The sequence below is a fragment of the Pseudoalteromonas sp. EB27 genome, assembly GCF_001974875.1.
Classification (GTDB): Bacteria; Pseudomonadota; Gammaproteobacteria; order Enterobacterales; family Alteromonadaceae; genus Pseudoalteromonas.
This window is the reverse complement of the sequence record NZ_MTQD01000006.1, coordinates 131786-158711: the sequence shown is the minus strand read 5'-3', so window position 1 is coordinate 158711 and position 26926 is coordinate 131786. Positions and strand designations below refer to the sequence as shown.

General features: G+C 39.6%; 24 protein-coding genes. 8 read left to right on the top strand and 16 right to left on the bottom strand.

Going from position 1 to position 26926, the window contains the following annotated elements:
* Positions 1 to 33: 33 nt before the first annotated feature.
* Together BW142_RS08720 and BW142_RS08715 are read left to right on the top strand one after the other, a co-directional pair.
* The gene (locus tag BW142_RS08720) at positions 34 to 1659 is read left to right on the top strand and encodes a M28 family metallopeptidase (protein ID WP_076924600.1); all 1626 of its coding nucleotides are present in this window, start codon (positions 34 to 36) and stop codon (positions 1657 to 1659) included.
* Positions 1660 to 1819: 160 nt separating this feature from the next.
* Positions 1820 to 2995: a putative manganese transporter gene (locus tag BW142_RS08715; RefSeq protein WP_076924599.1), complete on the top strand. Its 1176-nt coding sequence runs from the start codon at positions 1820 to 1822 to the stop codon at positions 2993 to 2995.
* A gap of 69 nt (positions 2996 to 3064) precedes the next feature.
* Here the strand turns inward: BW142_RS08715 and BW142_RS08710 are convergent, their stop codons facing one another.
* The 7 genes from BW142_RS08710 to seqA form a co-directional block, all read right to left on the bottom strand.
* The gene (locus tag BW142_RS08710) at positions 3065 to 3430 is read right to left on the bottom strand and encodes a DUF805 domain-containing protein (protein WP_010552684.1); all 366 of its coding nucleotides are present in this window, start codon (positions 3428 to 3430) and stop codon (positions 3065 to 3067) included.
* Between the two features lie 149 nt (positions 3431 to 3579).
* The gene (locus tag BW142_RS08705; RefSeq protein ID WP_076924598.1) at positions 3580 to 5163 is read right to left on the bottom strand and encodes a dihydrolipoyllysine-residue acetyltransferase; all 1584 of its coding nucleotides are present in this window, start codon (positions 5161 to 5163) and stop codon (positions 3580 to 3582) included.
* An 8-nt stretch (positions 5164 to 5171) separates the two neighbouring features.
* Positions 5172 to 6149 carry an alpha-ketoacid dehydrogenase subunit beta gene (locus BW142_RS08700; RefSeq protein WP_024599564.1) on the bottom strand — a complete coding sequence of 326 codons (978 nt, stop codon included), beginning with the start codon at positions 6147 to 6149 and terminating at the stop codon, positions 5172 to 5174.
* The gene (locus tag BW142_RS08695; protein ID WP_076924597.1) at positions 6149 to 7363 is read right to left on the bottom strand and encodes a thiamine pyrophosphate-dependent dehydrogenase E1 component subunit alpha; all 1215 of its coding nucleotides are present in this window, start codon (positions 7361 to 7363) and stop codon (positions 6149 to 6151) included. Before BW142_RS08695 ends, BW142_RS08700 begins: the two co-directional genes overlap by 1 nt.
* Before the next feature lie 265 nt (positions 7364 to 7628).
* Entirely contained in the window at positions 7629 to 8681 is a 1053-nt protein-coding gene (gene astE, locus BW142_RS08690; RefSeq protein WP_076924596.1) for a succinylglutamate desuccinylase, read from the bottom strand.
* A 119-nt stretch (positions 8682 to 8800) separates the two neighbouring features.
* Positions 8801 to 10438: a phosphoglucomutase (alpha-D-glucose-1,6-bisphosphate-dependent) gene (gene pgm / locus BW142_RS08685; protein ID WP_024599567.1), complete on the bottom strand. Its 1638-nt coding sequence runs from the start codon at positions 10436 to 10438 to the stop codon at positions 8801 to 8803.
* A 9-nt stretch (positions 10439 to 10447) separates the two neighbouring features.
* Entirely contained in the window at positions 10448 to 11044 is a 597-nt protein-coding gene (gene seqA / locus BW142_RS08680) for a replication initiation negative regulator SeqA (RefSeq protein WP_076924595.1), read from the bottom strand.
* Positions 11045 to 11264: 220 nt separating this feature from the next.
* On the opposite strand from seqA, the gene BW142_RS08675 reads away from it, so the two are divergent.
* From BW142_RS08675 to fur, 5 genes are all read left to right on the top strand, one after another.
* Positions 11265 to 12032, top strand: a complete 768-nt coding sequence (locus BW142_RS08675; protein ID WP_076924594.1) for an alpha/beta fold hydrolase — start codon at positions 11265 to 11267, stop codon at positions 12030 to 12032.
* Between the two features lie 95 nt (positions 12033 to 12127).
* Entirely contained in the window at positions 12128 to 12349 is a 222-nt protein-coding gene (locus BW142_RS08670; protein WP_002962930.1) for a DUF2788 domain-containing protein, read from the top strand.
* Between the two features lie 2 nt (positions 12350 to 12351).
* A complete protein-coding gene (gene ybfE, locus BW142_RS08665; RefSeq protein WP_002962928.1) occupies positions 12352 to 12630 on the top strand; it encodes a LexA regulated protein in 279 nt (92 codons plus the stop codon).
* A 14-nt stretch (positions 12631 to 12644) separates the two neighbouring features.
* On the top strand, positions 12645 to 13172 hold the full coding sequence (gene fldA / locus BW142_RS08660) for a flavodoxin FldA (RefSeq protein ID WP_007586856.1): 528 nt from the start codon (positions 12645 to 12647) through the stop codon (positions 13170 to 13172).
* Positions 13173 to 13358: 186 nt separating this feature from the next.
* Positions 13359 to 13802: a ferric iron uptake transcriptional regulator gene (fur, locus tag BW142_RS08655; protein WP_007586857.1), complete on the top strand. Its 444-nt coding sequence runs from the start codon at positions 13359 to 13361 to the stop codon at positions 13800 to 13802.
* Between the two features lie 109 nt (positions 13803 to 13911).
* Here the strand turns inward: fur and glnS are convergent, their stop codons facing one another.
* Positions 13912 to 15570 carry a glutamine--tRNA ligase gene (gene glnS / locus BW142_RS08650; RefSeq protein WP_076924593.1) on the bottom strand — a complete coding sequence of 553 codons (1659 nt, stop codon included), beginning with the start codon at positions 15568 to 15570 and terminating at the stop codon, positions 13912 to 13914.
* A gap of 218 nt (positions 15571 to 15788) precedes the next feature.
* Between glnS and BW142_RS08645 the strand changes: the two genes are divergently transcribed.
* The gene (locus BW142_RS08645; protein ID WP_076924592.1) at positions 15789 to 16859 is read left to right on the top strand and encodes a DUF3083 family protein; all 1071 of its coding nucleotides are present in this window, start codon (positions 15789 to 15791) and stop codon (positions 16857 to 16859) included.
* 59 nt (positions 16860 to 16918) lie between these two features.
* Here BW142_RS08645 and sucD read toward each other — a convergent pair whose 3' ends face one another.
* The 8 genes from sucD to sdhC form a co-directional block, all read right to left on the bottom strand.
* A complete protein-coding gene (gene sucD, locus BW142_RS08640; protein WP_024599573.1) occupies positions 16919 to 17791 on the bottom strand; it encodes a succinate--CoA ligase subunit alpha in 873 nt (290 codons plus the stop codon).
* Positions 17791 to 18957, bottom strand: a complete 1167-nt coding sequence (gene sucC / locus BW142_RS08635) for an ADP-forming succinate--CoA ligase subunit beta (RefSeq protein ID WP_024599574.1) — start codon at positions 18955 to 18957, stop codon at positions 17791 to 17793. Before sucC ends, sucD begins: the two co-directional genes overlap by 1 nt.
* 177 nt (positions 18958 to 19134) lie before the next feature.
* The gene (gene odhB / locus BW142_RS08630) at positions 19135 to 20652 is read right to left on the bottom strand and encodes a 2-oxoglutarate dehydrogenase complex dihydrolipoyllysine-residue succinyltransferase (protein WP_024599575.1); all 1518 of its coding nucleotides are present in this window, start codon (positions 20650 to 20652) and stop codon (positions 19135 to 19137) included.
* A gap of 3 nt (positions 20653 to 20655) precedes the next feature.
* Positions 20656 to 23475 carry a 2-oxoglutarate dehydrogenase E1 component gene (sucA, locus tag BW142_RS08625; RefSeq protein ID WP_024599576.1) on the bottom strand — a complete coding sequence of 940 codons (2820 nt, stop codon included), beginning with the start codon at positions 23473 to 23475 and terminating at the stop codon, positions 20656 to 20658.
* Between the two features lie 95 nt (positions 23476 to 23570).
* The gene (locus BW142_RS08620; RefSeq protein WP_007375751.1) at positions 23571 to 24287 is read right to left on the bottom strand and encodes a succinate dehydrogenase iron-sulfur subunit; all 717 of its coding nucleotides are present in this window, start codon (positions 24285 to 24287) and stop codon (positions 23571 to 23573) included.
* A gap of 10 nt (positions 24288 to 24297) precedes the next feature.
* Positions 24298 to 26070, bottom strand: a complete 1773-nt coding sequence (gene sdhA, locus BW142_RS08615; RefSeq protein ID WP_024594659.1) for a succinate dehydrogenase flavoprotein subunit — start codon at positions 26068 to 26070, stop codon at positions 24298 to 24300.
* On the bottom strand, positions 26071 to 26418 hold the full coding sequence (sdhD, locus tag BW142_RS08610; RefSeq protein ID WP_007586873.1) for a succinate dehydrogenase, hydrophobic membrane anchor protein: 348 nt from the start codon (positions 26416 to 26418) through the stop codon (positions 26071 to 26073).
* On the bottom strand, positions 26409 to 26786 hold the full coding sequence (gene sdhC / locus BW142_RS08605) for a succinate dehydrogenase, cytochrome b556 subunit (protein ID WP_076914908.1): 378 nt from the start codon (positions 26784 to 26786) through the stop codon (positions 26409 to 26411). Before sdhC ends, sdhD begins: the two co-directional genes overlap by 10 nt.
* Between the last annotated feature and the right edge of the window lie 140 nt (positions 26787 to 26926).

Sequence of the window (26926 nt, the reverse complement as noted above, 5' to 3'; positions counted from 1 at the left end):
CTAATCATAACTTAAAACAAAAAAAGAGCTGACATGAAACATTATTTCTCTCTCACACTACTCGCTACTGCTGTTTTAGCAGGTTGCGCAACAACAAGTATTACACCTACTGATGTAACAAATGGTTATAACAGTATTCAAGCTGATGAATTGGCTAAACATGTAAAAGTACTCGCATCAGACGAATTTGGTGGTCGTGCTCCTTCATCACCTGGCGAAAAGCTAACGCTTGATTATTTAACTGCGCAGTTTAAAGCCCTAGGTTTAGAGCCAGGTAATGGCGACAGCTACTTACAAGAAGTTCCACTTGTGTCGCTTGAGGCTGATGCAAACATGGTATTAAGTATTGGTGGTAAAGACTATCAATACAAAAAAGACATGGTTATGGGTAGCAGCCGCATAAGCGCACAAGAAGGCATAGAAAATTCTGAACTTGTATTTGTGGGCTACGGCGTTAACGCACCTGAATACAATTGGAATGATTACGAAGGATTAGACGTTAAAGGCAAAACGGTTGTAATGCTGGTTAACGATCCAGGTTTTGCAACAAAAGACCCTACTTTATTTACTGGCGACGCGATGACCTATTATGGTCGTTGGACATACAAATACGAAGAAGCGAGTCGACAAGGTGCCGCTGGTGCAATTATTATTCATGAAACAGCACCTGCTTCTTACCCGTGGTCGGTTGTTGAAAACTCGTGGAGCGGCGAGCAATTTGGTTTTCAAAAAGAAAACAACAACATGGACCGTGTAGCCGTTGAAGGCTGGGTTACAACTGACGTAGCAAAAGAGCTCTTTACTAAAGCAGGTTTAGATTTTGATACCGTTAAAACAAATGCTGCTAAAGGTGCTTACCATGTTGATATGGGCGATTTAACTGCTTCTGTTAATGTTAAAAACACGATTAAAAAATCGGTGTCGTATAACTTTATCGCCACTTTACCTGGTAGTGAAAAACCAGACGAGCATGTTATTTACTCGGCTCACTGGGATCACTTAGGTACAGATAAAACACGTAAAGGCGATCAAATTTATAACGGTGCTCACGACAATGCAACGGGTACCGCTGGGCTAATTGAAGTAGCTGAAGCCTTTACTAAACTACCTAAGCACCCTAGCCGCTCAATGACATTTTTAGCGGTAACTGCTGAAGAGCAAGGCTTATTAGGTTCTAAATACTATGCGGCAAATCCAGTAATTGCAGCGGATAAAACAGTCGCTAACATAAACATGGATAGCTTAAATTTATTAGGCAAAGTAAAAGACATGAATGTGGTTGGTATAGGTAAATCACAAATGGATGAGTTTTTAGAAACTGCAGCTAAAGAGCAAGGCAGAACAATATCAGGCGATCCTAAACCGTCATCTGGTGGCTATTACCGCTCTGATCACTTTGCATTCGCTAACATGGGTATTCCGGCTATGTACGCAGGTGGCGGCACCGTCGCTGCTGATGAAGAAACGGCTAATTACCGTAAACGTATGAGCTTAGTACTTCGCGGTTGTTACCATCAACCATGTGACCGTTACCGTGATGAATGGGATTTATCGGGTGCTGTTCAAGACTTACAATTATTTTATAAGGTAGGTTTTGATATTTCTGAAACAGAACAGTGGCCAACGTGGAATACAAACTCTGAATTTCAGCGTAAGTAGTTCTATTTAATCACAGCCTAAAATTTAAGTTTAAACTAACTTAGATTTAGCTATCGAAAAACTCAAACAGAGTAATCGATTTAAATAGATGCTAATGATATTGATTATCATTTAATTAAAATATACAGTGTGACCTAGTTAATTTATTAGGTCGCATTGTATGATTTCACTTCCTCACATTGGTTTTATTACTCCTGCCTCAAAACGATTTTTGAGCCAAAATAAACGCTTACTGCTGCCTTTATTTATTTTAACTTGCCTTGCAATACCGCAATTACGCGAAATAACAATGACCGCACTCAGTGATGCATTTTTTCAAGTAAGTGTGTTTGTTGCTGCTACCCTGTTAATTTATTACTACGCTATAGAACACTTACCTCAATTAGAGCTTAGTTATTTAAGTGCCAAGTCCCCTATTTTAGAAATTAGCTTTGCAGCGGTTTTAGGTGCATTACCTGGCTGTGGTGGGGCTATTATTGTGGTTACTCAATTTACAAAAGGCCAAGCAAGCTTTGGTGCTATTGTTGCTGTGCTAACAGCTACAATGGGCGATGCAGCGTTTTTATTACTTGCTACCCGACCTACTGAAGGCTTGTTAATTATGGGCATAGGGTTAGTTGTGGGTACATTCAGTGGTTTACTGGTTAATACAATACACAAAAAAGATTTTTTACGCCCAACAGCGCAAGAACAAAAGCGCCAAATTAAAATACTCTCAACTAACATTATTAAAATCAGTAAACCGATTTGGGTGGTAGCAATTATCCCAAGCCTTATAATTGCCTTTTTGATTGCCTTTAATGTTAATTTTACACAGTTTGGCGCAAGCACAAGCACTTTAGTTACGCTATTTGGTGCATTAATGGCTTTATTTATTGTTAGTATTTGGGCACTTTCGTCAAGAGGTGAAAGCTATCAAGAGGTAACGTCAGAAGACGATGCCTGTCACCCTCCTTCTAAAATAATAAAAGTATTACAAGATACCCATTTTGTTACGGCATGGGTTGTAGCCTCTTTTATGCTATTTGAGATTTTGGTTAACATTGCCGGACTTGATTTAAAAACGTGGTTTGTACATTACGCCTATTTGGCCCCATTAATTGCAGTGCTAATTGGATTTTTACCCGGCTGTGGCCCGCAAATAATTGTTACAACGCTTTATATTCAAGGCATTATTCCCTTTAGTGCTTTAGCAGGAAACGCAATTTCTAACGATGGTGATGCGTTATTCCCAGCAATAGCAATGGCGCCCAAAGCTGCAGTTATAGCTACACTTTATACGTCTATTCCCGCATTAATAGTTGGTTATGGGTTGTATTTTTTTGCTGAAATTTAAAAAATGAGATTTAAAAACACAAAAAAGCTCAGCAATTGCTGAGCTTTTAACATGTTAAGTTATGCTTACTTATACAGTAGTTGGTTCTGCTGCTAATTCTTTTGGATTTGGACCAAAATCGTTCTCGCCTTCGTGCGAATCTTGCGCAAGAAAAACAATTAAAACAATCCAACCGATGATTGGTACTAACCAAAGTAACTGCCACCAGCCTGAACGGCCTGTGTCATGAAGACGACGTGCACCCGCACTTAAGCCAGGAATTAATAGCGCTAAGCTATAAATAGAGCCAATGAACATTGTTCCTAGTACACCATCAATCGCATTACAAACTACTGAAAAAATGAAGTTAAATAATATAAACATCCAATATGCTTTACGACGATTACGGCCTGAAAAATCTGCGTAGCTACGCAACGCGTTCATATAATGTTCCATGAAATTTCCTTAGTGTTATTTTTTATATTCCCTAACGGGGTTAATCTAATTACTTTTTAGTAACATTTGTATCTTAATTAAAAACAGCTCAAATTAAAACAAAAAACCAGCTAAAAGCTGGTTTTTATTACATATTAACAATTTAGCTATTAACTCATAGCCATCATCATTGCTGATGGATTTTCTAAGTACGATTTCCATAAATTATTAAAACGAGCAATAGTGCCCCCATCAATAACACGATGATCCCCAGACCAACTCACTTGCATAATAGCTTTACTTACAACTTGCCCACTTTCGTCAAAACGCGGTAAATACTGTAATTTACCAAGCGCAACAATTGCCACTTCTGGTTTATTAATTATAGGGGTCGCAATAGTGCCGCCAATCGCACCAATGTTAGAGATGCTAATCGTCCCACCTTTTAAATCATCCGGTGCAACACGCCCTTCTCGCGCTGAATGAGTTAACCTGGTTAAATCATTTGCCACATCAACAATGCTCTTACTCTGGCACGATTTAATATTAGGCACTAACAAGCCAATTTTAGAATCAACCGCAATACCAATATTATGATCGTTATAATAGGTAAGCTCTGAGCATTCATCGTTCACTTTTGAATTAAGTACAGGGTACTCTTTCATTGCTAGCGACAATGCTTTTACAAAAAATGGCATCATAGTGAGCTTTACGCCTTGTGCTTTGTACTGCTCTTTTAAAGAACTACGCAAAGCTATAAGCTGCGTTAAGTCTATTTCATCACTAAACGTAAAGTGCGGAATAGTTGAAACCGACGCTACCATTTGCTTGGCCATGGCCGCTTTAATGCCTTTAATTTGCTCGACTCTTACGCCACCGCTTTGATTCTGCGTTTGGTTTTGTACTGCACTTTGAGAAGCATCGCTATCAAGCGGTGAAGTATCAATAGTATTTGGCACTTCACCTTTTACAAACTCTTCAATATCTTGCTTGTAAATACGTCCATTTTTACCACTACCTGGTACACAGGTTAAATCAACATCTAGTTCACGTGCTTTACGACGAACCGCAGGCGATGCAACCGCTTTTTGATTGATAATTTTAGCAGCTTGCTGCGTTTTAACAGGGGAAACTTTTTCAGCGACGGCATTAGTTTGAGCCTTTACGACCGCTTGGTTTATATCAACATTTGGTTTTGGTGCACTGCCTGCAATTGTCATTTGAAACAACGGGCTATGTACTTTGGCTATTTCGCCTTTTTGATAATATAACTTTTGTACAGTGCCTGTATATTTTGCCGGAATTTGTACTAATGCTTTGTCGGTCATTACGTCACAAACCGCTTGGTCTTCTTCTATTTCGTCGCCTTCAGCAACTAACCAATCAACAATCTCACACTCAACAATACCTTCACCAATATCCGGTAATATAAAATCCTCAACCACATCAGCTGCACCATTAGTTTTATTTTCAGCTTGTACTGGCTCTTGTACTACTTCATTGCTAATGCTTTCACCGGCTACATCCATAGCGAATAAAGGGGCATGTACTTTAGCAATCTCACCTTTTAGATAATATAACTTTGAAATTACGCCATCATGCACTGCCGGAATTTGTACTAATGCTTTGTCTGTCATAACATCGCAGATTGGTTGATCCTCAGATACGGTATCGCCTTCTTGTACTAGCCATTCAACTACTTCGCATTCAACAATGCCTTCACCAATATCGGGTAATATAAAATCTTTAGCCATGGTAACCCCTAAAAATCCATTGATTGTTTAATTGCAGCCAACACTTTTAGTGCATCCGGTACGTATTCTTTTTCAAGTGCTAGCGGGTATGGGGTATCTAGACCACATACACGTAAAATTGGCGACTCTAAATGCAAGAAACACTCTTGTTGTATTGTTGCTGCTATCTCTGCACCAAAGCCATTGGTTATAGGCGCTTCATGACTCACGATTAAACGGCCGGTTTTAGTAACCGATTTAGCAATCGTTTCAACATCCCAAGGTAAAATACTACGAAGGTCAATTACTTCACAGCTTATACCTTGCTCGCTTGCTTGCTTTGCTGCATCTTCAATAATTTCCATTTGAGCACCCCACGCTAAAAGCGTAATATCACTACCCTCTTGTACTACTTCAGCCGTGCCTAATTCAATACTATAATCTTCTTCTGGCACTTCGCCAATTGATGCACGATATAAACGCTTAGGCTCAAAAAATATGACCGGGTTATCGTCTTTAATTGATGCACGTAATAATCCTTTAGCTTGATAAGGGTTACGCGGTACAACTACTTTCAAACCTGGTGTGTGCGCAAAATACGCTTCGGGTGATTGTGAATGGTACAAACCACCGGCAATGCCACCGCCATAGGGCGTACGAATAGTTAAGTTACCGACATTAAATTCATTACCACTGCGATAACGAAACTTAGCGGCTTCATTTACTATTTGATCAAACGCTGGAAAAATATAATCAGCAAATTGAATTTCTGCTAATGCAGGCGCACCAAAAGCCGCTAAACCATTAGCAAAACCTAAAATACCTTGCTCGGTTAAAGGCGTATTAAAAACACGGTGTTTACCGTACTTCTCTTGCAAGCCAGATGTTGCTCTAAATACACCACCGAAGTAACCAACATCTTCACCAAAAATACAGGCTTGAGGATGCTCATTCATCGTAATATCCAGAGCAGAGTTAATTGCGTGGAGCATGTTCATTTTAGCCATTACTTAATTCTCCCTGCGGTTACTGGGTAAGCATCTGGATGCTGTTTTATATGTTCTTTTAGTTGCTCGTACTGGCGTTGCAATAATGGAATTGGTGTATCGTAAACGTCAGATATCAATTCTTCTAAAGCGGGCTTTGCAACAACTTCAGCACGTTTAAGCGCTGCTAAAATTTCTTCACGAATCGACTCTTTTGCTTTTAAATCGTCTTCTTCGTTTAACCAGTCTTGCTTGACCAGCCATTTTCTAAATTTATCAATAGGACACGTTTGATGATTCGCTTCTTCATCTTTAGAACGATAACCACTTGGATCGTCCGACGTAGAATGCGCTCCTAAACGATAAGCAATCGATTCAATAAGTACAGGCTCACCTTGTGTTGAAGCTATTTCGCGTGCTTTTTTAGTTGCCGCATAAACAGCAAGTGCATCTGTGCCATCAACACGAATTGTTTTAATGCCATAACCCACACCACGCGATGCAATACCGTCGCCTTTAAACTGCTCATCAGCAGGGGTAGATATGGCATAACCGTTATTACGTGCAAAAAATATAACCGGCGCTCTGTGAACAGCGGCCATATTTAAACCGGCATGAAAGTCACCTTCAGATGCAGCACCTTCACCAAAATAACAAATGGTTACATTATCAATTGTGCTGGAAAGCTCGCCTGTTTTAGCGTCGATGTGCTTTATTTTTTGGCCATATGCATAACCTGTTGCCTGTGGTATTTGCGTACCCAATGGCGATGAGATCGTCATGTAGTTTAGCGCTTTAGAACCATAGTGAATTGGCATTTGACGACCTTTACCTAAATCCAATTCATTTGAAAACATTTGGTTCATAAATTGATCAAGCGTAAAGCCACGATAATGCAGTGCTGCCTGTTCACGATATTGAGCCATGATCATATCGTTTTGATCAAGTGCAGCAGCAGAGGCTGTAACTGCGGCTTCTTCGCCTAGGCATTGCATATAAAAACTAACACGGCCTTGGCGCTGCGCGCCTTGCATACGTTCATCTAACAAACGTATAAAACGCATTGTTTCATATAACTTAATAGCGGTATGTTTTGAAATATCAGGTGCGGTTGCACTAGGATGAATGTCGCCGTCCTCAGTTAAAATACTAAGGGTTGGAATATTAAGCGCTTGACCATCAATAAATTCAAGCTCGTGGTTAATATTCAGCGATACGTTATTTGGATTACTCATAACCTACCTTCTTTTGTTGTCGGTAAAACAGTGCCCCTTTAAATTATTATTATGGGTGATTGCTGCTGGTTAAACTTTGCAACATCTGCACTATCTTTAATTAAAGCTGCCAACACTTTACGTTAACGTAAAGTGTTATTCAACAGATCTGGGACGAAACAAAAGCAAATACAGGTTAAATAAGTGGCAAGTTAACGATACGATTACTTTAATTAATAGTAATCATATAGTTAACTTGAAGACATCAGTGGTCTGATGAGTTTAATTAGACGAAATTGCTATCAATATCCATTGGAATAACTGTAAGGAGTGCTCTTTGCCCTAATGCTACGCTCGCATTTGGGAAAATAATAGCCTCTCCTTCAACGTCAGCGTAAATCGCTTTATCACCGTCGGTTGCAAGTAGTTCACCTTTCGCAAAGCCAGTAAAGTTCTCAGCATTATCAGAAAAAGGAAAACTAAAATCGTCCTGTGTTCTATTAATTGTGCGATGGACAGCAAATAACTCAAAATCGTTTGCATTAAATTCAGGATATTCAACTTCATTTTGACTAATTAATGCAGTTAAGGTTTGCTTTGTTTTTTCAAAGCGAGCCATATCGTTTTGACCAAATGGTTTAACTTGACCTAGCTCTACGGTAAATGAATCAGCTCCATGTACAAATGACGAATAATAGCTAAATGTTGTTGCAGGAGATTTCATCATAAGTACGGTATTTACACCACAACTCAATAAAAATTGTAACTGAGACTTTTTCCAAGGCTTACCATGTAAAAATGGATACACAGCAAATTTTTCGTTTTTAGAGCCTCTAATTGCAGTGTGTAAGTCGTAGTGACACCGGCTACTGCCTTGCTCGCCACGCGCATAAAAATCGCTTACGTATTGCTCAAGCTTTGCAGCACGGGTACGCTCATTATTCATTGGTACACCTTCAACTGTATGGTTACCATTAAATAATCTATTTAAGTTTTCTTCTACAAAACGCAGGCCAATATTAATTGATTGTGGATTACCATAAATAAACAAAGCGCGCTGCTTAAGTATCAGCTCGCCTTTTATAATTTGTTTAATAAGTGCATCACAAATTTCAATTGGCGCAGTTTCGTTACCGTGTACGGCGCTTGAATAAACTACATCTTTTGACGTTGTAACAGCAGGTTGAAACTCGATTACACCGGTATCGTGTATATTTACACGAGTTCCATTATCTAAAACAAACTCACCTGCATCTAAATGCCATTCGTTATTGCAACTAAGCGTTAAAAAATCGCCAGTGTGTTTTAATTCATTTAAGTAAGATGGATTGGCTGACATATAATAAGCCCTTAAAAAATAATGTGAGAGTAGACTCTTATGAATATATTTTTATATACACAAGGTATAGAAACGAAAACGGCTGAATAAATCAGCCGTTTTAAAATTATTAGATTAAGTTAGCTTATAACTGAATCTACAAGCTTTTTAGCTTCTTTTTCAAGTAATGCTAAATGCTCTTCACCTTTAAATGATTCAAGGTATATTTTATAAATATCTTCGGTACCTGATGGACGCGCTGCAAACCAGCCGTTCTCAGTTACCACTTTTAAACCACCAATGGCGGCATCGTTACCTGGTGCATGAGTCAATTTTTGTAAAATAGGCTCGCCAGCAAGTGTATCTGCTTTAACATCAGAAGCACTCAATGCTTTTAAACGTGCTTTTTGACCGCTTGTGGCTGGTGCATCTAGGCGTTTATAAATTGGAGAACCAAACTCTTGTTCTAATTCTTTATAAAGCACTGATGGCGTTTTACCTGTCACAGCCAAAATCTCTGCGGCTAATAGACCCATAATGAAGCCATCTTTATCTGTACACCATACAGAGCCATCAAAACGTAGGAATGCAGCACCTGCACTTTCTTCGCCACCAAAGGCAAGCTTGCCTTTGCTTAAGCCTTCAACAAACCATTTAAAGCCTACTGGTACTTCTTTAACCTTACGGTTGTTACGAGCAGCGACTTTGTCGATCATAGAGCTAGAAACCAATGTTTTGCCAATTTCTACGGTTTCATTCCAATCACGGTGTTTAAGTAAGTAATCGATTGCCACTGCTAAAAAGTGGTTTGGATTCATTAAGCCATCTGGCGTTACAATACCGTGACGATCGTAGTCAGGGTCATTACCAATAGACACATCAAAATCATCTTTTAGTGCAATAAGATTTGCCATTGAATAAGGTGATGAACAATCCATACGAATTTTGCCGTCTTTATCAAGTGGCATAAAAGCAAAACGTGGATCAACAACATCATTAACTACGGTTAAATCTAAATTATATTTTTTTGCAATGACTGGCCAAAAATTAATACCTGAACCACCTAATGGATCAATACCAATTTTAATACCTGCATCGCTGATTGCTTTTAAATTAACGATATTTGCTAAGTCATCAATATAAGGAGTCATTAAATCTTCGTAGCGGATAAAGCCTGAACGCGATGCTTTAGCGAATGGGAATAACTCAACTTCAACTAAATCTTCTAATAAAAGTTGATTAGCTCTGTCTTCAATCCACTTAGTTACGTCGGTATCAGCTGGTCCGCCATTAGGTGGATTGTATTTAAAGCCACCATCTTCAGGAGGGTTATGCGAAGGCGTAACAACAATCCCGTCTGCTAATTCATTTGGGTGTAGTTTATTGTGGCTCACTATAGCGTGGCTGATAACTGGCGTTGGTGTAAAATCACCGTTTTCTTGCGTTATCACTTGCACTTCGTTAGCGACTAATACTTCAATAGCCGAGTTAAATGCCGCTTCACTCAATGCGTGTGTGTCTTTGCCTAAAAATAACGGACCAAATATGTCATTTTGTTTTCTGTAATCACAAATAGCCTGAGTAATCGCTAGAATGTGTGACTCGTTAAATTTAACATCGTAAGAACAACCACGGTGCCCTGAAGTACCAAAAGCAACACAATGATCTGGATTTTGTTCAAGATCAGGTTCGTTTAAGTAGTACGCAGATACTAATTTAGGTACATTAACCAATGCCGATTGTGGAGCAGTTTTGCCTGCGCCTGAGTGAATAGCCATTATATTTCCTTACAGGTAATCGCGAATTTTTTCAGCTTGCTCTGCACTATATCCAAGGCAAAGAGCAACTTCATGAAGCATCATTTTTTTACGTGTTGTATTAGAATTAGTCATAACCCAATATTCACTATCGGTTATGTTCTTAGGGTTCATACTACTCCCGCTGTTTACTAAAGCTTCTTTACTAGTAGCAAAGTAAACACGGTCACGCCCTTTTATGTCTAATACCGCAGAAAAATCAGTTTTATGTGTGCGGTAAAATGCACTTAAAATAAACAAAAAGCGTCCAACAACGCCCTTTTGCATTGCCAGCTCTTCTTTATTTAATACATTAAAAACATTATCGCTTTTTTGCTTCACTGGTGCGTGAGCTAAAGGCGTTTGTTTTTTTGCAGTCTCAGCAGCAGATGGCTCTGAGCTTTTTAATGTGGCGGTAGACGTAGTCGCAGTTTGATTATTTTGAGTTAGTTCTACGTTTGCGGTTTGAATTTTTTCGCCGCTCAGATTTAATAAACGACGTAAAATAGTGGATGCACTTTCACCAATACTTTGCGTATTGCTTGCAATATATTGATATAACTCGTCGTCTATGTCGATTTGTTTCATGTTCTTCCTGTCATTACGGGTCACATTTTTTTCTCCCGTGTGATTATACCCAAACCAATCAGAAATGCGAGTTACAACAAGCACTCCCGTAAACATATTAATATTTACCTAATTGTTGTTGATTTAACGCCCAAAAGCCCAACTTAATAAATAGTCGCTGTATTTTTTGCTTTTTAGAGCAATGCTCGGCAAACTATGGCGAAATTTTCAGGAGGCGGGTATGCAGTTAAATTACAGGCAACAAGGGCAAGGTCCTAATGTTATTTTGATACATGGGCTTTTTGGATCATTAGAAAACCTAAATGTAATCGCAAAACCATTAAGTGAACACTTTAATGTTATTAACGTTGATTTACGCAACCACGGACTTTCACCGCATAGCAAGGAAATGAACTACCCGGCAATGGCTCAAGATATTGTTGAGTTATTTGCAGATTTGAACATAGATAAAGCACATTTAGTTGGGCATTCTATGGGTGGTAAAGTGGCAATGGAATTAGCGCTTACACATCCTGAACTTGTAAATAAGCTTGTTGTACTTGATATAGCACCTGTTAGTTACCCCGCTCGCCACACAAAAATATTACAAGCATTAAAAGCGGTTTCAGCGCAGTCAATAGACGATAGAAAGCAAGCTGATGTAATTATGCAACCTTATATAGAAGAACTGGGAGTGCGACAGTTTCTACTTAAAAGTCTCGCTAAAAATGAGGAAGGTCATTTTGCATGGCGGTTTAACTTAAATGTGCTTGACGAAAAATATTCTACAATCACATCCAATGTTAATGAAAATAATTCTTGTTCATGCGATACTCTTTTCATTAAAGGTAATGATTCTGACTATATTTTGCCTGAGCATCGTATTGCAATTAAAGCTCGCTTTAAAAATACTAAAGCTAAAATAATTCATGGCGCAGGCCATTGGCTTCATGCTCAAAAGCCACTTGCTGTAAATAAAGCGATAAACGACTTTTTAACTGCGGTTTAAAGTAATTTTAATCGCGTGTTTTTGATTTTGCGCACTAAATATATGAATAATTATATGCTATAGTACGCGCCGTTTAATTTAAAGGTTATACGTTGATGGTCAGTCAGTTAATTAACGAATTTGATACCCTAGGGTTGTATTTTGGCTTAGCCGGTATTTTCATATTCATCGGCATGGCAATTAAAGACGTACTAAAAAGTGGCAATGTGCCTAAGTTCGGACAATACATTGTCTGGGGCGTGCTCTTTTTAGGTTGTTCGGGCTTTATTGCTAAAGGGCTTATTCAAGTATTTTGGCAAGGCGCAGGTGTAGGTTAAGCATGGCGAAGTCAGAAACAGATAGAACTACACTCGATTTATTTGAATACGAAAAACGCCCAGGCAGACCTAAAACCAATCCCCTTTCACGGGATATGCAGTTAAAGGTAAATAAACGTAATCAAATAAAAAGAGATAAAGCACGTGGTTTAAAGCGTGTTGAATTTAAAGTTTCATCGCAGTTATATCAAGCATTGAGTGATATGGCAGATGCACAAAATATTAGCCGCAGTGCGCTGATTGAAACAATTTTACAAGAAAGATTGGCTATTGATACATAAAAGGTTTTAAATCCATGGCAAGTGTAGGCATTTTTTTCGGAAGTGACACAGGTAACACAGAACACGTAGCAAAAATGATCCAAAAAGAATTGGGTAAAAAGCTAGTGGCTGTTCATGATATTGCAAAAAGCTCTAAAGAAGAGATTGCTGAATTTGATTTGATCTTATTCGGTATCCCTACTTGGTACTACGGCGAAGCACAATGTGACTGGGATGATTTTTTTCCAGAGCTTGAAGAAGTAGACTTTGAAGGTAAACTTGTCGCTATTTTTGGTTGTGGAGACCAAGAAGATTACGCTGAGTACTTTTTAGATGCTATGGGCATGATCAACGATATCGTTACTGAGCGTGGCGCTATTGTGGTTGGTCATTGGCCGAGTGAAAGCTATGACTTTGAAGCATCTAAAGGCATGGCTGATGATAAACATTTTGTAGGTTTGGGTATCGACGAAGACCGCCAACCAGAGCTTACAGAACAACGTGTTAAAGCATGGTCTGCTCAAGTATATGAAGAAATGTGTTTAAGTGAATTAGCTGACTAATTTACTGCATATATCGCTAACTGTTTAAATAATTATCAAACAGTTAGCGTTTTAAGCTTTAGTGGCAATATAAATCAATTGTTCTTTGCACTTAACGCTTAGGCACGTTATCCTGTTTGTTGCTAATGTGTCGTGTACATCTTTGCAAGATGTCTAGTATAACCAAATAAAATTGAGACAGATTTAATGACTGATCATAACTTGGAACTTAAAAAAGCCGGTTTAAAAGTAACTTTACCGCGTATTAAAATATTAGAGATTTTACAATCTCCAGATAACCAACACATCAGCGCTGAAGATGTTTACAAAATTCTTTTGGATTTAGGCGAAGAAATTGGTCTTGCAACTGTATACCGCGTACTTAACCAATTTGATGATGCGGGTATTGTAAGCCGTCATCACTTTGAAGGTGGCAAATCAGTATTTGAACTTTCTGGAAGCACACACCACGATCATTTAGTATGTTTGAAATGTGGCAAAGTGGTAGAGTTTGAAGATGAGATGATTGAACGTCGTCAACTTGAAATTTCTGAAGAAAATGGTATTACACTTACAAACCACTCTTTATATTTATACGGTGAGTGTAATGATAAAGCAGCGTGTAAAGAGTTTAGCGACGCTAACAGCTAATACCGCTTTTAAAAAGCAATAAAAAACCTGCTAAGTGCAGGTTTTTTTGTGTCTAAAATACGCTTGTAATAAACATACCCAGTAAAAACTGGGTATGTTTAGATATTACTTATTGAGTTTTAGACCATGAATCGCGAAGACCCACTGTTTGGTTAAATACAACGTTCTCTGATTTAGAATCACGAGAGAAATAACCTGTACGCTCAAACTGAAAGCCCTGCTCTGCTTGTGAATTAGCAAGCGATGGCTCTAATTTAGCGTTTGATAAAACAACCAGTGACTCAGGATTTAATGTTGTTTCAAACTCATCAGCGGCTGCTGGATTTGGCACACTAAACAAACGATCGTATAAACGAACTTCTGCCGTAATAGACTCTGGTGCTGAAACCCAGTGAATAACACCTTTTACTTTACGTCCGTCACTTGGATTTTTACCAAGTGTTTCAGCATCGTAAGTACAGAAAATAGTTGTGATTTCGCCGTTTTCGTCTTTTTCAAAACGCTGTGCTTTAATAACATAAGCGCCACGTAAGCGTACTTCTTTATCAAGCACTAAACGTTTGAATTTGTTATTCGCTTCTTCTTTAAAGTCTTCTCGTTCTATACAGATTTCACGAGTAAATGGTACATCACGACGACCCATTTCTTCTTTATTTGGGTGATTAGCCACAGATAAAACTTCAACCTTGTCTGCATCGTAGTTTTCAATAACAACTTTAACAGGATCGAGTACGGCCATTGCACGCGGTGCATTTTCGTTTAAATCTTCACGGATACACGCTTCAAGCATGCCCATTTCAACCATATTCTCTTGCTTTGTTACACCAATACGCAAACAAAACTCACGAATTGAGCCAGGTGTATAACCACGGCGACGTAAACCTGCAATTGTAGGCATACGTGGGTCATCCCAGCCCTCAACAAAATTGTTTACCACTAAGTCGCTTAGCTTACGCTTTGACATAATAGTGTATTCAAGGTTTAAGCGTGAAAACTCAATTTGTTGTGGGTGACACTCTAAACTAATGTTATCAAGTACCCAATCGTATAAACGGCGGTTATCTTGGAATTCTAATGTACATAACGAATGTGTAATGCCCTCTAGCGCATCAGAAATACAGTGCGTAAAGTCATACATTGGATAAATGCACCATTTGTCTGCTGTTTGATGATGATGAGCAAAACGTACACGGTAAATAATTGGATCGCGAAGCACCATAAATGAGCTTGCCATATCAATTTTTGCACGCAAGACACATTCGCCTTCTTTGAATTCGCCAGCACGCATTTTTTCAAATAACGCTAGGTTTTCTTCAACTGAAGTATCTCTGTATGGGCTGTTTTTACCTGGCTCTTTTAATGTGCCACGATATTCACGTGCTTGATCTGCTGTTAAAAAACAAACGTACGCTAAACCTTTTTCAATTAACTCAACAGCGTAGCCATATAAAGTATCAAAATAATTAGAAGAATACTTTATATCACCATCCCAATTGAAACCTAACCACTGAACATCTTCTTTTATAGAATTAACGTAGTTAATGTCTTCTTTTTCTGGGTTTGTATCGTCGAAACGTAGGTTACATAAACCATTGTAATCTTTTGCGATGCCAAAATTTAAACAAATTGATTTGGCATGACCAATATGCAAAAAACCATTTGGTTCAGGTGGGAAACGTGTATGCGTAGTGGCATGTTTTCCACTTGATAAGTCTTCATCAATTCGGGTTCTAATAAAGTTACTTGGGCGATTCTCAGTTTCCGCCATAGGAGTGCAGTCCTCTAAATATTACGTAATAACAAAACTAATGCATTATTACAAAAACATACACTAACATACAGCAATAGATTAAGGTTTATTTTAGATATTGCTTAACTTTAATTCAGCTTAACTCTTGTTTATGAATAAAATTTGTTTTAGCGCAATATTTAAGTCATCAAAGCCAATTATAGTAGCAAAATAACCTACTTTATAAGGATTCGAAGATGGCTACACTTAATCAACATCGTGTATATATTCCAACTAACGCACGCGCAAACCACTACCTTTTAGCAGAAATCACCCCTAATCAAGATTTTTACAAAAGCTTTAGTGATATAAATTGTTGCTATGAACGTATTGCGCGCCAACTATTTGCTTCTTGCGATGAATATGAGCTTTATAATGTGCACTTATTAGCGAATGATAAACTGCCCGTTGTAAGGTTTAATGATGAGTCTTATCAGTTTGAGACAGATAAACAGATGCTCTTTTTTTATAACCCCTGCTATCATGAAGCGCATAAGATTTATTACACTGAAGGTACACCGAGTAAAAAAATACGTATTCTATTTTTAGCTACAGGCGATGATTTACGAGCCAACTCTGCAGAATTTCATAATAAAGTTCAAAAAGTCTTAAACACTCTACAAGAACAACTTTTAGTAAATCAATCCCAGTTTAAGCTTCGCGATCATCAACACTTAACATATGACCTATTTGCTAAAGAAAAAGGCAATAAAGAAAGCTATGGTTACAAATTAAGAAGCCTTTTCCCTCGCTATCAGTCAAGACAATGCAGCATACCCAATGATTACGCAGAGATGACTTACGCGACTTTTACTATACCGGTTTCGCGCGCTATTAAAACGCAATTTCAAACACTAATGAACACAAATGACTATGCTAAATTTTATGACTACTTTGCCTACTCATTTATACGTGCGTGTCAAAATAACAACCTGAATCATGGCGCTATGGTTGCTAATGGCGCAACACCTATTATACGAAACAGTAAAATTGATAAAAGTGAAGGCAATGCAGAACTTCAAAAATTAAGTTTTGATATTGACTCTAATGAAAATCAGATTAAGTATTTTTATGAGGCAAATAAACTAGTAGAGACCCTACATTTTGTAGTGGTTGCTACGCAACAGGATAAACATGAAATGGGGTACGGTCGATTTATGAACCAAGTGGAAAAAACAATTCATTCTTTGTGCAATGAGCTAGCCATAAATAAGCAGCGACAAGATTTATCTGTACGTTTTTTCCAACATATCAGTTACCCGTTCTAAATTTTCAGCTAATAACAAAAAGGCCCACATATGCGGGCCTTTTTAAAGGAAACAAGCGATTACCAGCCTGTTTTCTCTTTAAGTGCTTTACCTATATCAGCAAGTGAACGTACAGTTTTTACGCCCGCAGCTTCTAATGCAGCAAATTTCTCATCAGCAGTACCTTTACCACCGGCAATGATTGCGCCAGCGTGACCCATACGCTTACCTTCTGGTGCAGTAACACCAGCAATGTAAGATACTACAGGTTTAGTTACGTTTGCTTTGATGTACTCTGCAGCTTCTTCTTCTGCAGTACCACCAATTTCACCAATCATTACGATTGCTTCAGTTTGTGGATCTTTTTCGAACATTTCTAGAACGTCGATAAAGTTAGTACCTGGAATTGGATCACCACCAATACCAACACACGTAGACTGACCAAAACCAGCATCAGTAGTTTGCTTAACTGCTTCGTACGTTAAAGTACCAGAGCGAGAAACAATACCTACTTTACCAGGTTTGTGGATATGACCAGGCATGATACCAATCTTAGTCTCACCAGGAGTGATAACACCTGGACAGTTAGGACCGATCATACGAGTACCTGTTTGATCTAGTTTGATTTTAACATCAACCATATCAAGTGTAGGGATACCTTCAGTGATACAAACAATCAGCTCGATGCCAGCATCGATAGCTTCTAAGATTGCATCTTTACAGAAAGGAGCTGGTACATAAATAACTGAAGCTGTTGCGCCAGTTTCTTGAACAGCATCACGAACTGTGTTGAATACAGGAAGACCAAGGTGCGTTTGACCGCCTTTACCTGGGCTAACACCACCAACCATTTGTGTACCGTACTCAAGCGCTTGCTCTGAGTGGAAAGTACCTTGGCCACCAGTGAAACCTTGACAGATAACTTTTGTATCTTTATTGATTAATACAGACATTATTTGCCCTCCGCAGCAGCAACAACTTTCTCAGCAGCGTCTGTTAGTGATTCAGCAGCAATGATATCTAGACCAGAGTTCTTAAGAACTTCACGACCTAATTCAGCATTAGTACCTTCTAAACGTACAACAACTGGTACGGTTACGCCAACTTCTTTAACTGCACCAATGATGCCTTCAGCAATCATGTCACAACGTACAATACCGCCAAAGATGTTTACTAAAACAGCTTTAACATTGTCGTCAGAAAGAATGATTTTGAATGCTTCAGAAACACGTTCTTTAGTCGCGCCGCCGCCAACATCTAGGAAGTTAGCCGGTTTGCCGCCATGTAGGTTTACGATGTCCATAGTACCCATCGCTAGGCCTGCACCGTTAACCATACAACCAACATTGCCATCTAGAGCAACGTAGTTAAGTTCGAAGCTTGCTGCGTGTGCTTCACGTGCATCTTCTTGAGATGGATCGTGGAACTCACGGATTTTAGGTTGACGGTAAAGTGCATTACCATCGATACCGATTTTGCCGTCAAGACAGTGAAGATTACCTTCGTCTGTGATTACTAACGGGTTGATTTCAAGTAGTGCGAAATCAAAATCAGTGAACATTTTACCAAGACCCATAAAGATCTTAACAAACTGCTTCATTTGTACTGGGTTAAGACCCAATTTGAAGCCTAGCTCACGTGCTTGGAAAGCCTGTGGACCCACTAGTGGATCGATTTCAGCTTTGTGGATAAGCTCAGGTGTTTCTTCTGCAACAGTTTCAATTTCAACGCCGCCTTCAGTAGACGCCATGAAAACTACTTTGCGAGATGCACGGTCAACTACTGCACCTAGGTACAATTCGTTAGCAATGTCAGTACAGCTTTCAACTAAAATTTTAGCTACTGGCTGGCCTTTCTCGTCTGTTTGGTAAGTAACTAGGTTTTTACCCAACCAGTTAGCTGCAAACGCTTTTACTTCGTCGATAGTTTTAACTAGCTTTACACCGCCAGCTTTACCACGTCCACCTGCGTGAACCTGAGTTTTAACAACCCACATATCACCGCCGATTTTTTCAGCAGCTGCTGCAGCTTCTTCAGGTGTATCGCAAGCGAAACCTTGAGAAACTGGTAAACCATATTCGGCAAAAAGTTGTTTTGCCTGATACTCATGCAAATTCATGATGCTTTATCCAATTTTTTATACTAAAAGAGCTGAATATTTTTTCAAATAAACAACTATCCCAAATTGCGCACCTAGTATAGATCCCAAGGCTTAACATGAAAACCCCAGTAAGACCAAAGGCGCAAAAAAAAAGCTGTGAATGTTCATTCACAGCTTACATTTCATACAACTAGATTAAACATCTAGCAATAAGCGAGTTGGATCTTCAAGTAACTCTTTAATAGTCACTAAGAAACCAACAGATTCTTTACCATCAATGATGCGGTGGTCATAAGAAAGTGCTAAATACATCATAGGAAGTATTTCAACTTTACCATTTACAGCCATAGGACGGTCTTGGATTTTATGCATACCCAAAATCGAAGATTGTGGCAAGTTAATGATAGGTGTAGATAGTAATGAACCAAATACTCCACCGTTAGTTATAGTGAAGTTACCACCAGTCATATCAGCAAGCGTAAGCTTACCATCACGACCTTTAAGTGCTAGTTCACGAATACCTTTTTCGATTTCAGCAACAGATAGTTTGTCACAATCTTTAAGTACTGGAGTAACTAGACCTCGTGGAGTAGATACTGCAATGCTGATATCAAAATAGTTATGATAAACAATATCGTCACCATCGATTGATGCGTTAACATCTGGGAAACGCTTAAGTGCTTCAGTTACCGCTTTCACGTAGAAAGACATGAAACCTAAACGAATACCATGACGCTTTTCAAACACTTCTTGGTACTGCTTACGAAGGCTCATGATTGGTTCCATGTTCACTTCGTTGAATGTTGTTAACATTGCAGTTGAGTTTTTAGCTTCAAGAAGACGTGTTGCTATCGTTTTACGTAAACGGGTCATAGGAACACGTTTTTGAGTACGATCGCCCATCGGTGCTGCTGGAGCAGAAGCTTCTGCTTTTTTAGCCGCTGGCGCTGGTGCTTTTAAGAAAGTATCAACGTCTTCTTTAGTTACACGACCATTTTTACCCGTGCCATTAATCTTAGAAGCGTCTAGGCCTTTCTCAGCGATTAAACGACGAACTGATGGTGTTAACACATCTGAACTTTCGCTTGAATCTGCTGCTGGCGCAGAGTCTGCTTTTGCAGCTGGAGCCGCTGGTGCACCGCCTGCTTTAACCGAACCAATTACTTGCTCGCCTAATACAGTATCGCCTTCGCCGTGAATGATATCACCCATGATGCCATCTTCTTGAGCTACTACTTCAAGAACAACTTTATCTGTTTCAATATCTACCAAGTTTTGGTCGCGTGTTACCGCGTCACCTGGTTGTACATGCCATGTAGCAATTGTTGCGTCTGCAACTGATTCTGGAAGTACAGGTACTTTAATGTCCACTTCTTTACCTTCTGATGCTGGTGCTGATTGCGCCGCTGGCGCGTCTTCTGATTTAGCTGGTGCTGATTCTTCTTTAGTTGAACCTTCACTTGCTGGCGCTGCATCAGCATCACCAAGTAAACCCATAACTTGATCGCCAAGTACGGTTGCACCTTCTTCTTGTGATATTTCTGTAATTACACCGTCGTGCTGTGCAACCACTTCTAAAACCACTTTATCTGTTTCAATGTCTACTAAGTTTTGATCGCGAGTTACTTTGTCGCCAACACTTACATGCCATGTAGCAACGGTAGCATCTGCAACCGACTCAGGAAGAACAGGAACTTTAATTTCTGTGCTCATTGCTTATCCTTTATTTTCTATAGTAAGCGCGTCGGCTACGAGCGCTTGTTGTTCTTTAGTATGTACTGACATGTAACCACACGCTGGCGATGCAGAGGCTTTACGACCTGCATATTTTAATTTAGCACCTTGTGGGATTGCATCAATAAAGTGATGTTGTGAACAGTACCATGCGCCTTGGTTTTGTGGCTCTTCTTGACACCAAACAAAATCAGTTACGTGTTGGTAACGCTCTATAATTGTTTGCATTTCATCGTGTGGGAACGGGTATAACTGTTCAACACGTACAATTGCAATATTATCTTGCTCAAGCTTACGACGTTCTTGTAATAGCTCGTAGTAAACTTTACCGCTACAAAATACAACTCGCTCTACTTTCTCTGGCTTAATATCATCGATTTCGTCAATCATATTATGGAAAACACCGTGTGAAAGCTCTTCAAGTGATGAAGTAGCAAGCGGATGACGAAGTAGTGACTTAGGCGTCATAACAATCAATGGACGACGAAGTGGTCGAACTGATTGACGACGAAGCATAGCGTAAACTTGCGCTGGCGTTGAAGGAACACATACTTGCATATTGTGATCAGCACATAGTTGTAAGAAACGCTCTAGGCGTGCTGAACTATGCTCTGGACCTTGACCTTCGTAACCATGAGGTAACAATATTGTAAGACCACATAAACGGCCCCATTTTTGCTCACCAGAACTTAAAAATTGGTCAAATACTACTTGAGCGCCATTGGCAAAATCACCAAATTGAGCTTCCCAAAGTAGTAGTGAAGTTGGCTCCGCAGTTGCATAACCATATTCAAAGGCAACAACAGCTTCTTCAGAAAGAACAGAGTCAAATATTTGAAAAGTACCTTGGTCTTCACTCAAGTGTTGAAGTGGCGTATAAGTAGCACCGTCTGATTGGCTATGAACTACCGCATGACGGTGGAAAAAAGTACCACGTCCTGAATCCTGACCCGTTAAACGAATATCAGTACCTTCAGTTGCAATTGTTGCATAAGCAAGCGTTTCAGCCATACCCCAATCAAGTGGTTTCTCTCCAGAAGCCATTAGTTTACGGTCGTCATAGATCTTTTTAACGCGTGACTGTGCTTTGTACTGCTCTGGGTAAGAAGCTATCTTCTCACCAAGAGCCTTAAGCTCTTCTAAAGGTACGCTAGCATCATACTCAACGTCCCATTCATGACCAACATACTTTGCCCAATCAGAAGAATGTGAAGTCTCTGGCTGTATTTCAGAAACAACACAGTTACCTTCATCTAATGCATCACGATATTCATCAGCGAGCGCTTTAATTTCTTGTTCAGAGAAAGAACCTTCAGCAATAAGTTGATCTGCATAGATTAAACGCGGCACTGGATGTTTTTTGATTTTTTGGTACATAACAGGCTGAGTTGCATTAGGCTCATCAGCTTCATTGTGACCGTGGCGACGATAACAAACTAAATCGATTACTACATCACGCTTAAACTGATTTCTAAAATCAAGTGCAATTTGAGTAACAAATGCAACTGCTTCAGGATCATCTGAGTTAACATGGAAGATAGGAGACTGGACCATTTTAGCAATGTCAGTACAGTATGGCGTTGAACGAACGTCATCTTGCTTCGAGGTTGTGAAACCTACTTGGTTGTTAACAACAATACGAATACTACCACCACAACTAAACGCGTTAGTTTGTGACATATTAAACGTTTCTTGAACAACACCTTGACCAGCAATCGCAGAGTCACCATGGATCGTAATTGGTAATGCTTTAATACCAGAGCTGTCACCTAAGCGATCAAGACGAGCACGCACAGAGCCCATAACTACTGGATTAACAATTTCAAGATGTGATGGGTTAAAAGCAAGCGCCATATGTACATTGCCACCTTTGGTAGCAAAATCAGACGAGTAACCCATATGATACTTAACATCACCAGAGCTTAATGTTTCTTTGTGAATACCAGCAAATTCATCAAATAACTCTGATGGGTTTTTACCAAGTACGTTCACAAGAACATTTAAACGACCGCGGTGAGCCATACCAATAACAGCTTCTTGTTGGCCGCTTTCACCAGCACGGTGAATAAGCTCTTTAAGCATTGGAACTAACGCATCACCACCTTCAAGTGAAAAACGTTTAGCACCTGGAAACTTTGAGCCTAAATATTTTTCAAGACCGTCAGCTGCTGTAAGCCCTTTCAGGATACGAAGCTTTTCATCTTTTGAGAATTTAGGTCTAGACTGGACAGATTCTAGACGTTGTTGTAACCAACGTTTTTCCTCTGTTGATGTGATGTGCATATACTCAGCGCCAACCGAACCACAATAAGTAGTTTTCAGAGCTTGGTATAATTCACCTAAAGGCATAGTATCGCGCCCAACGGCAAACGATCCTACGTTAAACTCGCGGTCAAAATCACTTGAAGATAAGTCGTGGTACTCTAGCTCTAAATCTCGTACACGTTCTCGCTGCCAAATGCCTAATGGATCTAGGTTTGCATTTTGGTGTCCTCGAAAACGGAAAGCATTAATAAGTTGTAGAACTTTAACCTGTTTAAGGTCACCGCCACTACCCTCTGCTACCACTACTTCTCTATGCTTGTTTTTAGCAAGCTGTGCAAACTGTGCTCGAACCTCTGAATGTTTTACTTCAACATCCACACCATCAACTTTAGGTAATTGTTCAAACACTTCTCGCCATTCGTCTGGCACAGAAGTCGCATCGTCTAAATACGCTTCATAAAGCTCTTCTACATAAGCAACGTTGCCGCCGTTTAAATGTGAAGATTCTAGCCATGCCTTCATCACACCTTCGTGCATTTATAAGCCCTTTTTTTTAGCGCAGAAATTAATAGTTATTATAACAAGATGGCTAATATAATTTTAATATTAGCCATCTTACCTTTACTAAGCTATCAAACCGCTCGGTTTAGTAACATAGATTTGATTTGTCCAATTGCTTTGGTCGGATTAAGACCCTTAGGACAAACGCTAACACAGTTCATGATACTGTGACAACGGAACACACTGAACGCATCGTCTAAATCCGCTAAACGCTCTTCAGTTGCTGTATCTCGGCTATCAGCCAAGAAACGGTAAGCATGAAGAAGGCCTGCTGGACCAATGAACTTGTCTGGATTCCACCAGAACGAAGGACACGATGTTGAACAACATGCACACAAAATACACTCATATAACCCATCTAATTTATCACGTTCTTCAATAGTTTGAAGACGTTCGCCTGCTGCAGGCTGATCATTAATTAAATAAGGTTTAACTTTTTCGTACTGAGTGTAGAACTGACTCATGTCAATAACAAGGTCACGAACCACAGGTAAACCTGGTAGTGGACGTACTACTATTTTACCTTTGCCATTTTTTTGTAGCGTAGATAAAGGAGTAATACATGCTAAACCATTTTTACCATTCATGTTAACACCATCAGATCCACACACACCTTCACGGCATGAACGACGGAAAGATAATGTAGGATCTTGTTCTTTTAGAAGAATAAGTGCATCCAACACCATCATGTCGTGACCTTCCTCTGTTTGCAAGGTGTATTCTTGCATACGAGGAGCGTTGTCAACATCTGGATTATAACGATAAACTGAAAATTGTACTTGTGCCATCGTCTATCTCCTAGTAAACACGTGCTTTAGGTGGGAAAGCTTCACGCGTTTTAGGCGCATAGTTCACGTCACGCTTACTCATTTCATCCGTTACAGGATTGAATACTGAGTGACATAACCAGTTTTCGTCATCACGATCTGGGAAGTCAAAGCGAGAATGTGCACCACGGCTTTCTGTACGGAAGTTTGCAGCTACTGCAGTTGAGTAAGCTGTTTCCATTAAGTTGTCTAGTTCAAGACATTCGATACGCTGCGTGTTGAAGTCTGATGATTTATCATCAAGACGAGCATGTTGCAGACGTTCGCGAATTTCTTTAAGTTCTTGAAGACCTGCAGCCATTGAGTCACCTTCACGGAATACCGAGAAGTTAAGCTGCATACATTGTTGTAGGTCTTTTTTGATTTGAACTGGATCTTCACCTTGGCCAGCCGTTGAGTTTTCCCAACGATTGTAACGTGCAAGAGACGCTTCTAAATCTGATTCTGAAGCAGCTTTAGATATTTCAACGTCATTTAGGTACTTACCTAAGAAGTTACCCGCAGCACGACCAAACACAACTAAATCTAGTAATGAGTTACCACCTAAGCGGTTTGCACCATGTACAGATACACAGGCAATCTCACCTACTGCAAATAAACCTTGAACTACTGTTTCGTTGCCTTGAGCATCGATTTGTAGCGCTTGTCCATTTACATTAGTAGGAACACCACCCATCATATAATGACAAGTTGGAATTACTGGAATTGGCTCTTTTGCAGGGTCAACGTGAGCAAATGTTTTAGCAAGGTCACATACGCCAGGAAGACGTAAGTTAAGTGTTTCTTCACCTAAGTGGTCAAGTTTTAACTTAAGATGTGGACCCCAAGGACCATCACAGCCACGACCTTCACGGATTTCAGTCATCATTGAACGTGCAACAACGTCGCGAGACGCTAAGTCTTTTGCGTTTGGAGCGTAACGTTCCATGAAGCGCTCGCCATCTTTATTTAAAAGATAACCGCCTTCACCACGACAACCTTCAGTTACTAGCGTACCAGCACCTGCGATACCCGTTGGGTGGAACTGCCACATTTCCATGTCTTGCATAGAAATACCAGCACGTGTTGCCATACCAACACCGTCACCAGTGTTAATATGAGCATTAGTGGTTGATGCGAATATACGACCTGCACCACCAGTAGCTAATACAACAGCTTTAGATTTGAAGAAGGTAACTTCACCTGTCTCAATCTCAATTGCAGTACACCCTACTACATCACCATTATCGTTTTTAACTAAATCAAGTGCATACCATTCAGAGAATACATTTGTTTTGTTTTTAACGTTTTGTTGATAAAGAAGGTGTAATAAAGCATGGCCCGTACGGTCAGCAGCTGCTGCAGTACGTGCGGCTTGTTCACCACCAAAGTTTTTCGATTGACCACCGAAAGGACGTTGGTAAACACGGCCATTTTCAAAACGAGAAAATGGTAAACCCATGTTTTCTAATTCAGTAATAGCTTCTGGGCCAGTTTGACACATGTATTCAATAGCGTCTTGGTCACCGATGAAATCGGAACCTTTAACGGTATCGTACATATGCCATTCCCAATTATCTTCGTGTGAATTACCAAGCGCAACCGTAATACCGCCTTGAGCAGATACAGTGTGTGAGCGCGTTGGAAATACTTTAGATATTAATGCACACGTTTTGCCAGATTCTGTAATTGCTAAAGCAGCGCGCATACCTGCACCACCTGCACCAATTACTACGGCGTCAAATTCACGAACAGAATATTTCACTTAAACACCCCATAATACGATTAGACCAATAGCTACGTAAGCAACGGCCATTAGGTTTAATACAAAACCTAAAACTGCACGAAGCTTTGCGCACTTAACATAGTCTGTAAGAACTTGCCAAAGGCCAATGCGGGTATGAACCATAATGCAAACAAGGGTAATTAACGTAAACCCTTTCATTGCTAGGTTAGAGAAGAGGCCTGTCCAGGCTTCGAAAGTGACTTCTGGCGTCGCTAAAAAATAGCCGATAATAAAAATCGCGTAAGCGCTGATTATTAATGCCGTGGTACGTAAAGATACGAAATCTTGTACACCATCACGTTTTAGAGTTGCTTGATTTAAAACCATATCCACACCCCTGCCAATACGGCAAACACAACACCAAGAGCCATTGAAACTTTAGCGCTGAGGTTACCTGATTCAAGTTCTTCCCAATGTCCCATATCCATAATCATATGACGGATACCACCAATAAGGTGATAACCTAATACAGAAACAGTGCCCCAAGCTATAAATTTGGCAATGAATCCGTTAAACAGACCCTTGACGAATTCAAAACTTTCAGCTGAAGAGAGAGACTCAGACCAAGCCCAAATGACAAACGTTAAAGCAAAAAATAATGCAACACCGGTGACGCGGTGAAAAATTGAAGCTTTAGCCGTTGCCGGCATAGATATAGTTGTTAGATCTAGATTTACAGGTCTTTGCTTTTTCACAGTTACTTGCCCATCTTGCTCACAGTGGAGCTCATCTACTTGTTTTTCTAAAAACCCACCAAATATTACTGATGGAACTATCAAAATAAACGTACCAAAACAATTAAAGTTCACAAACCTGTAAATTTTAAGCTGTTAAG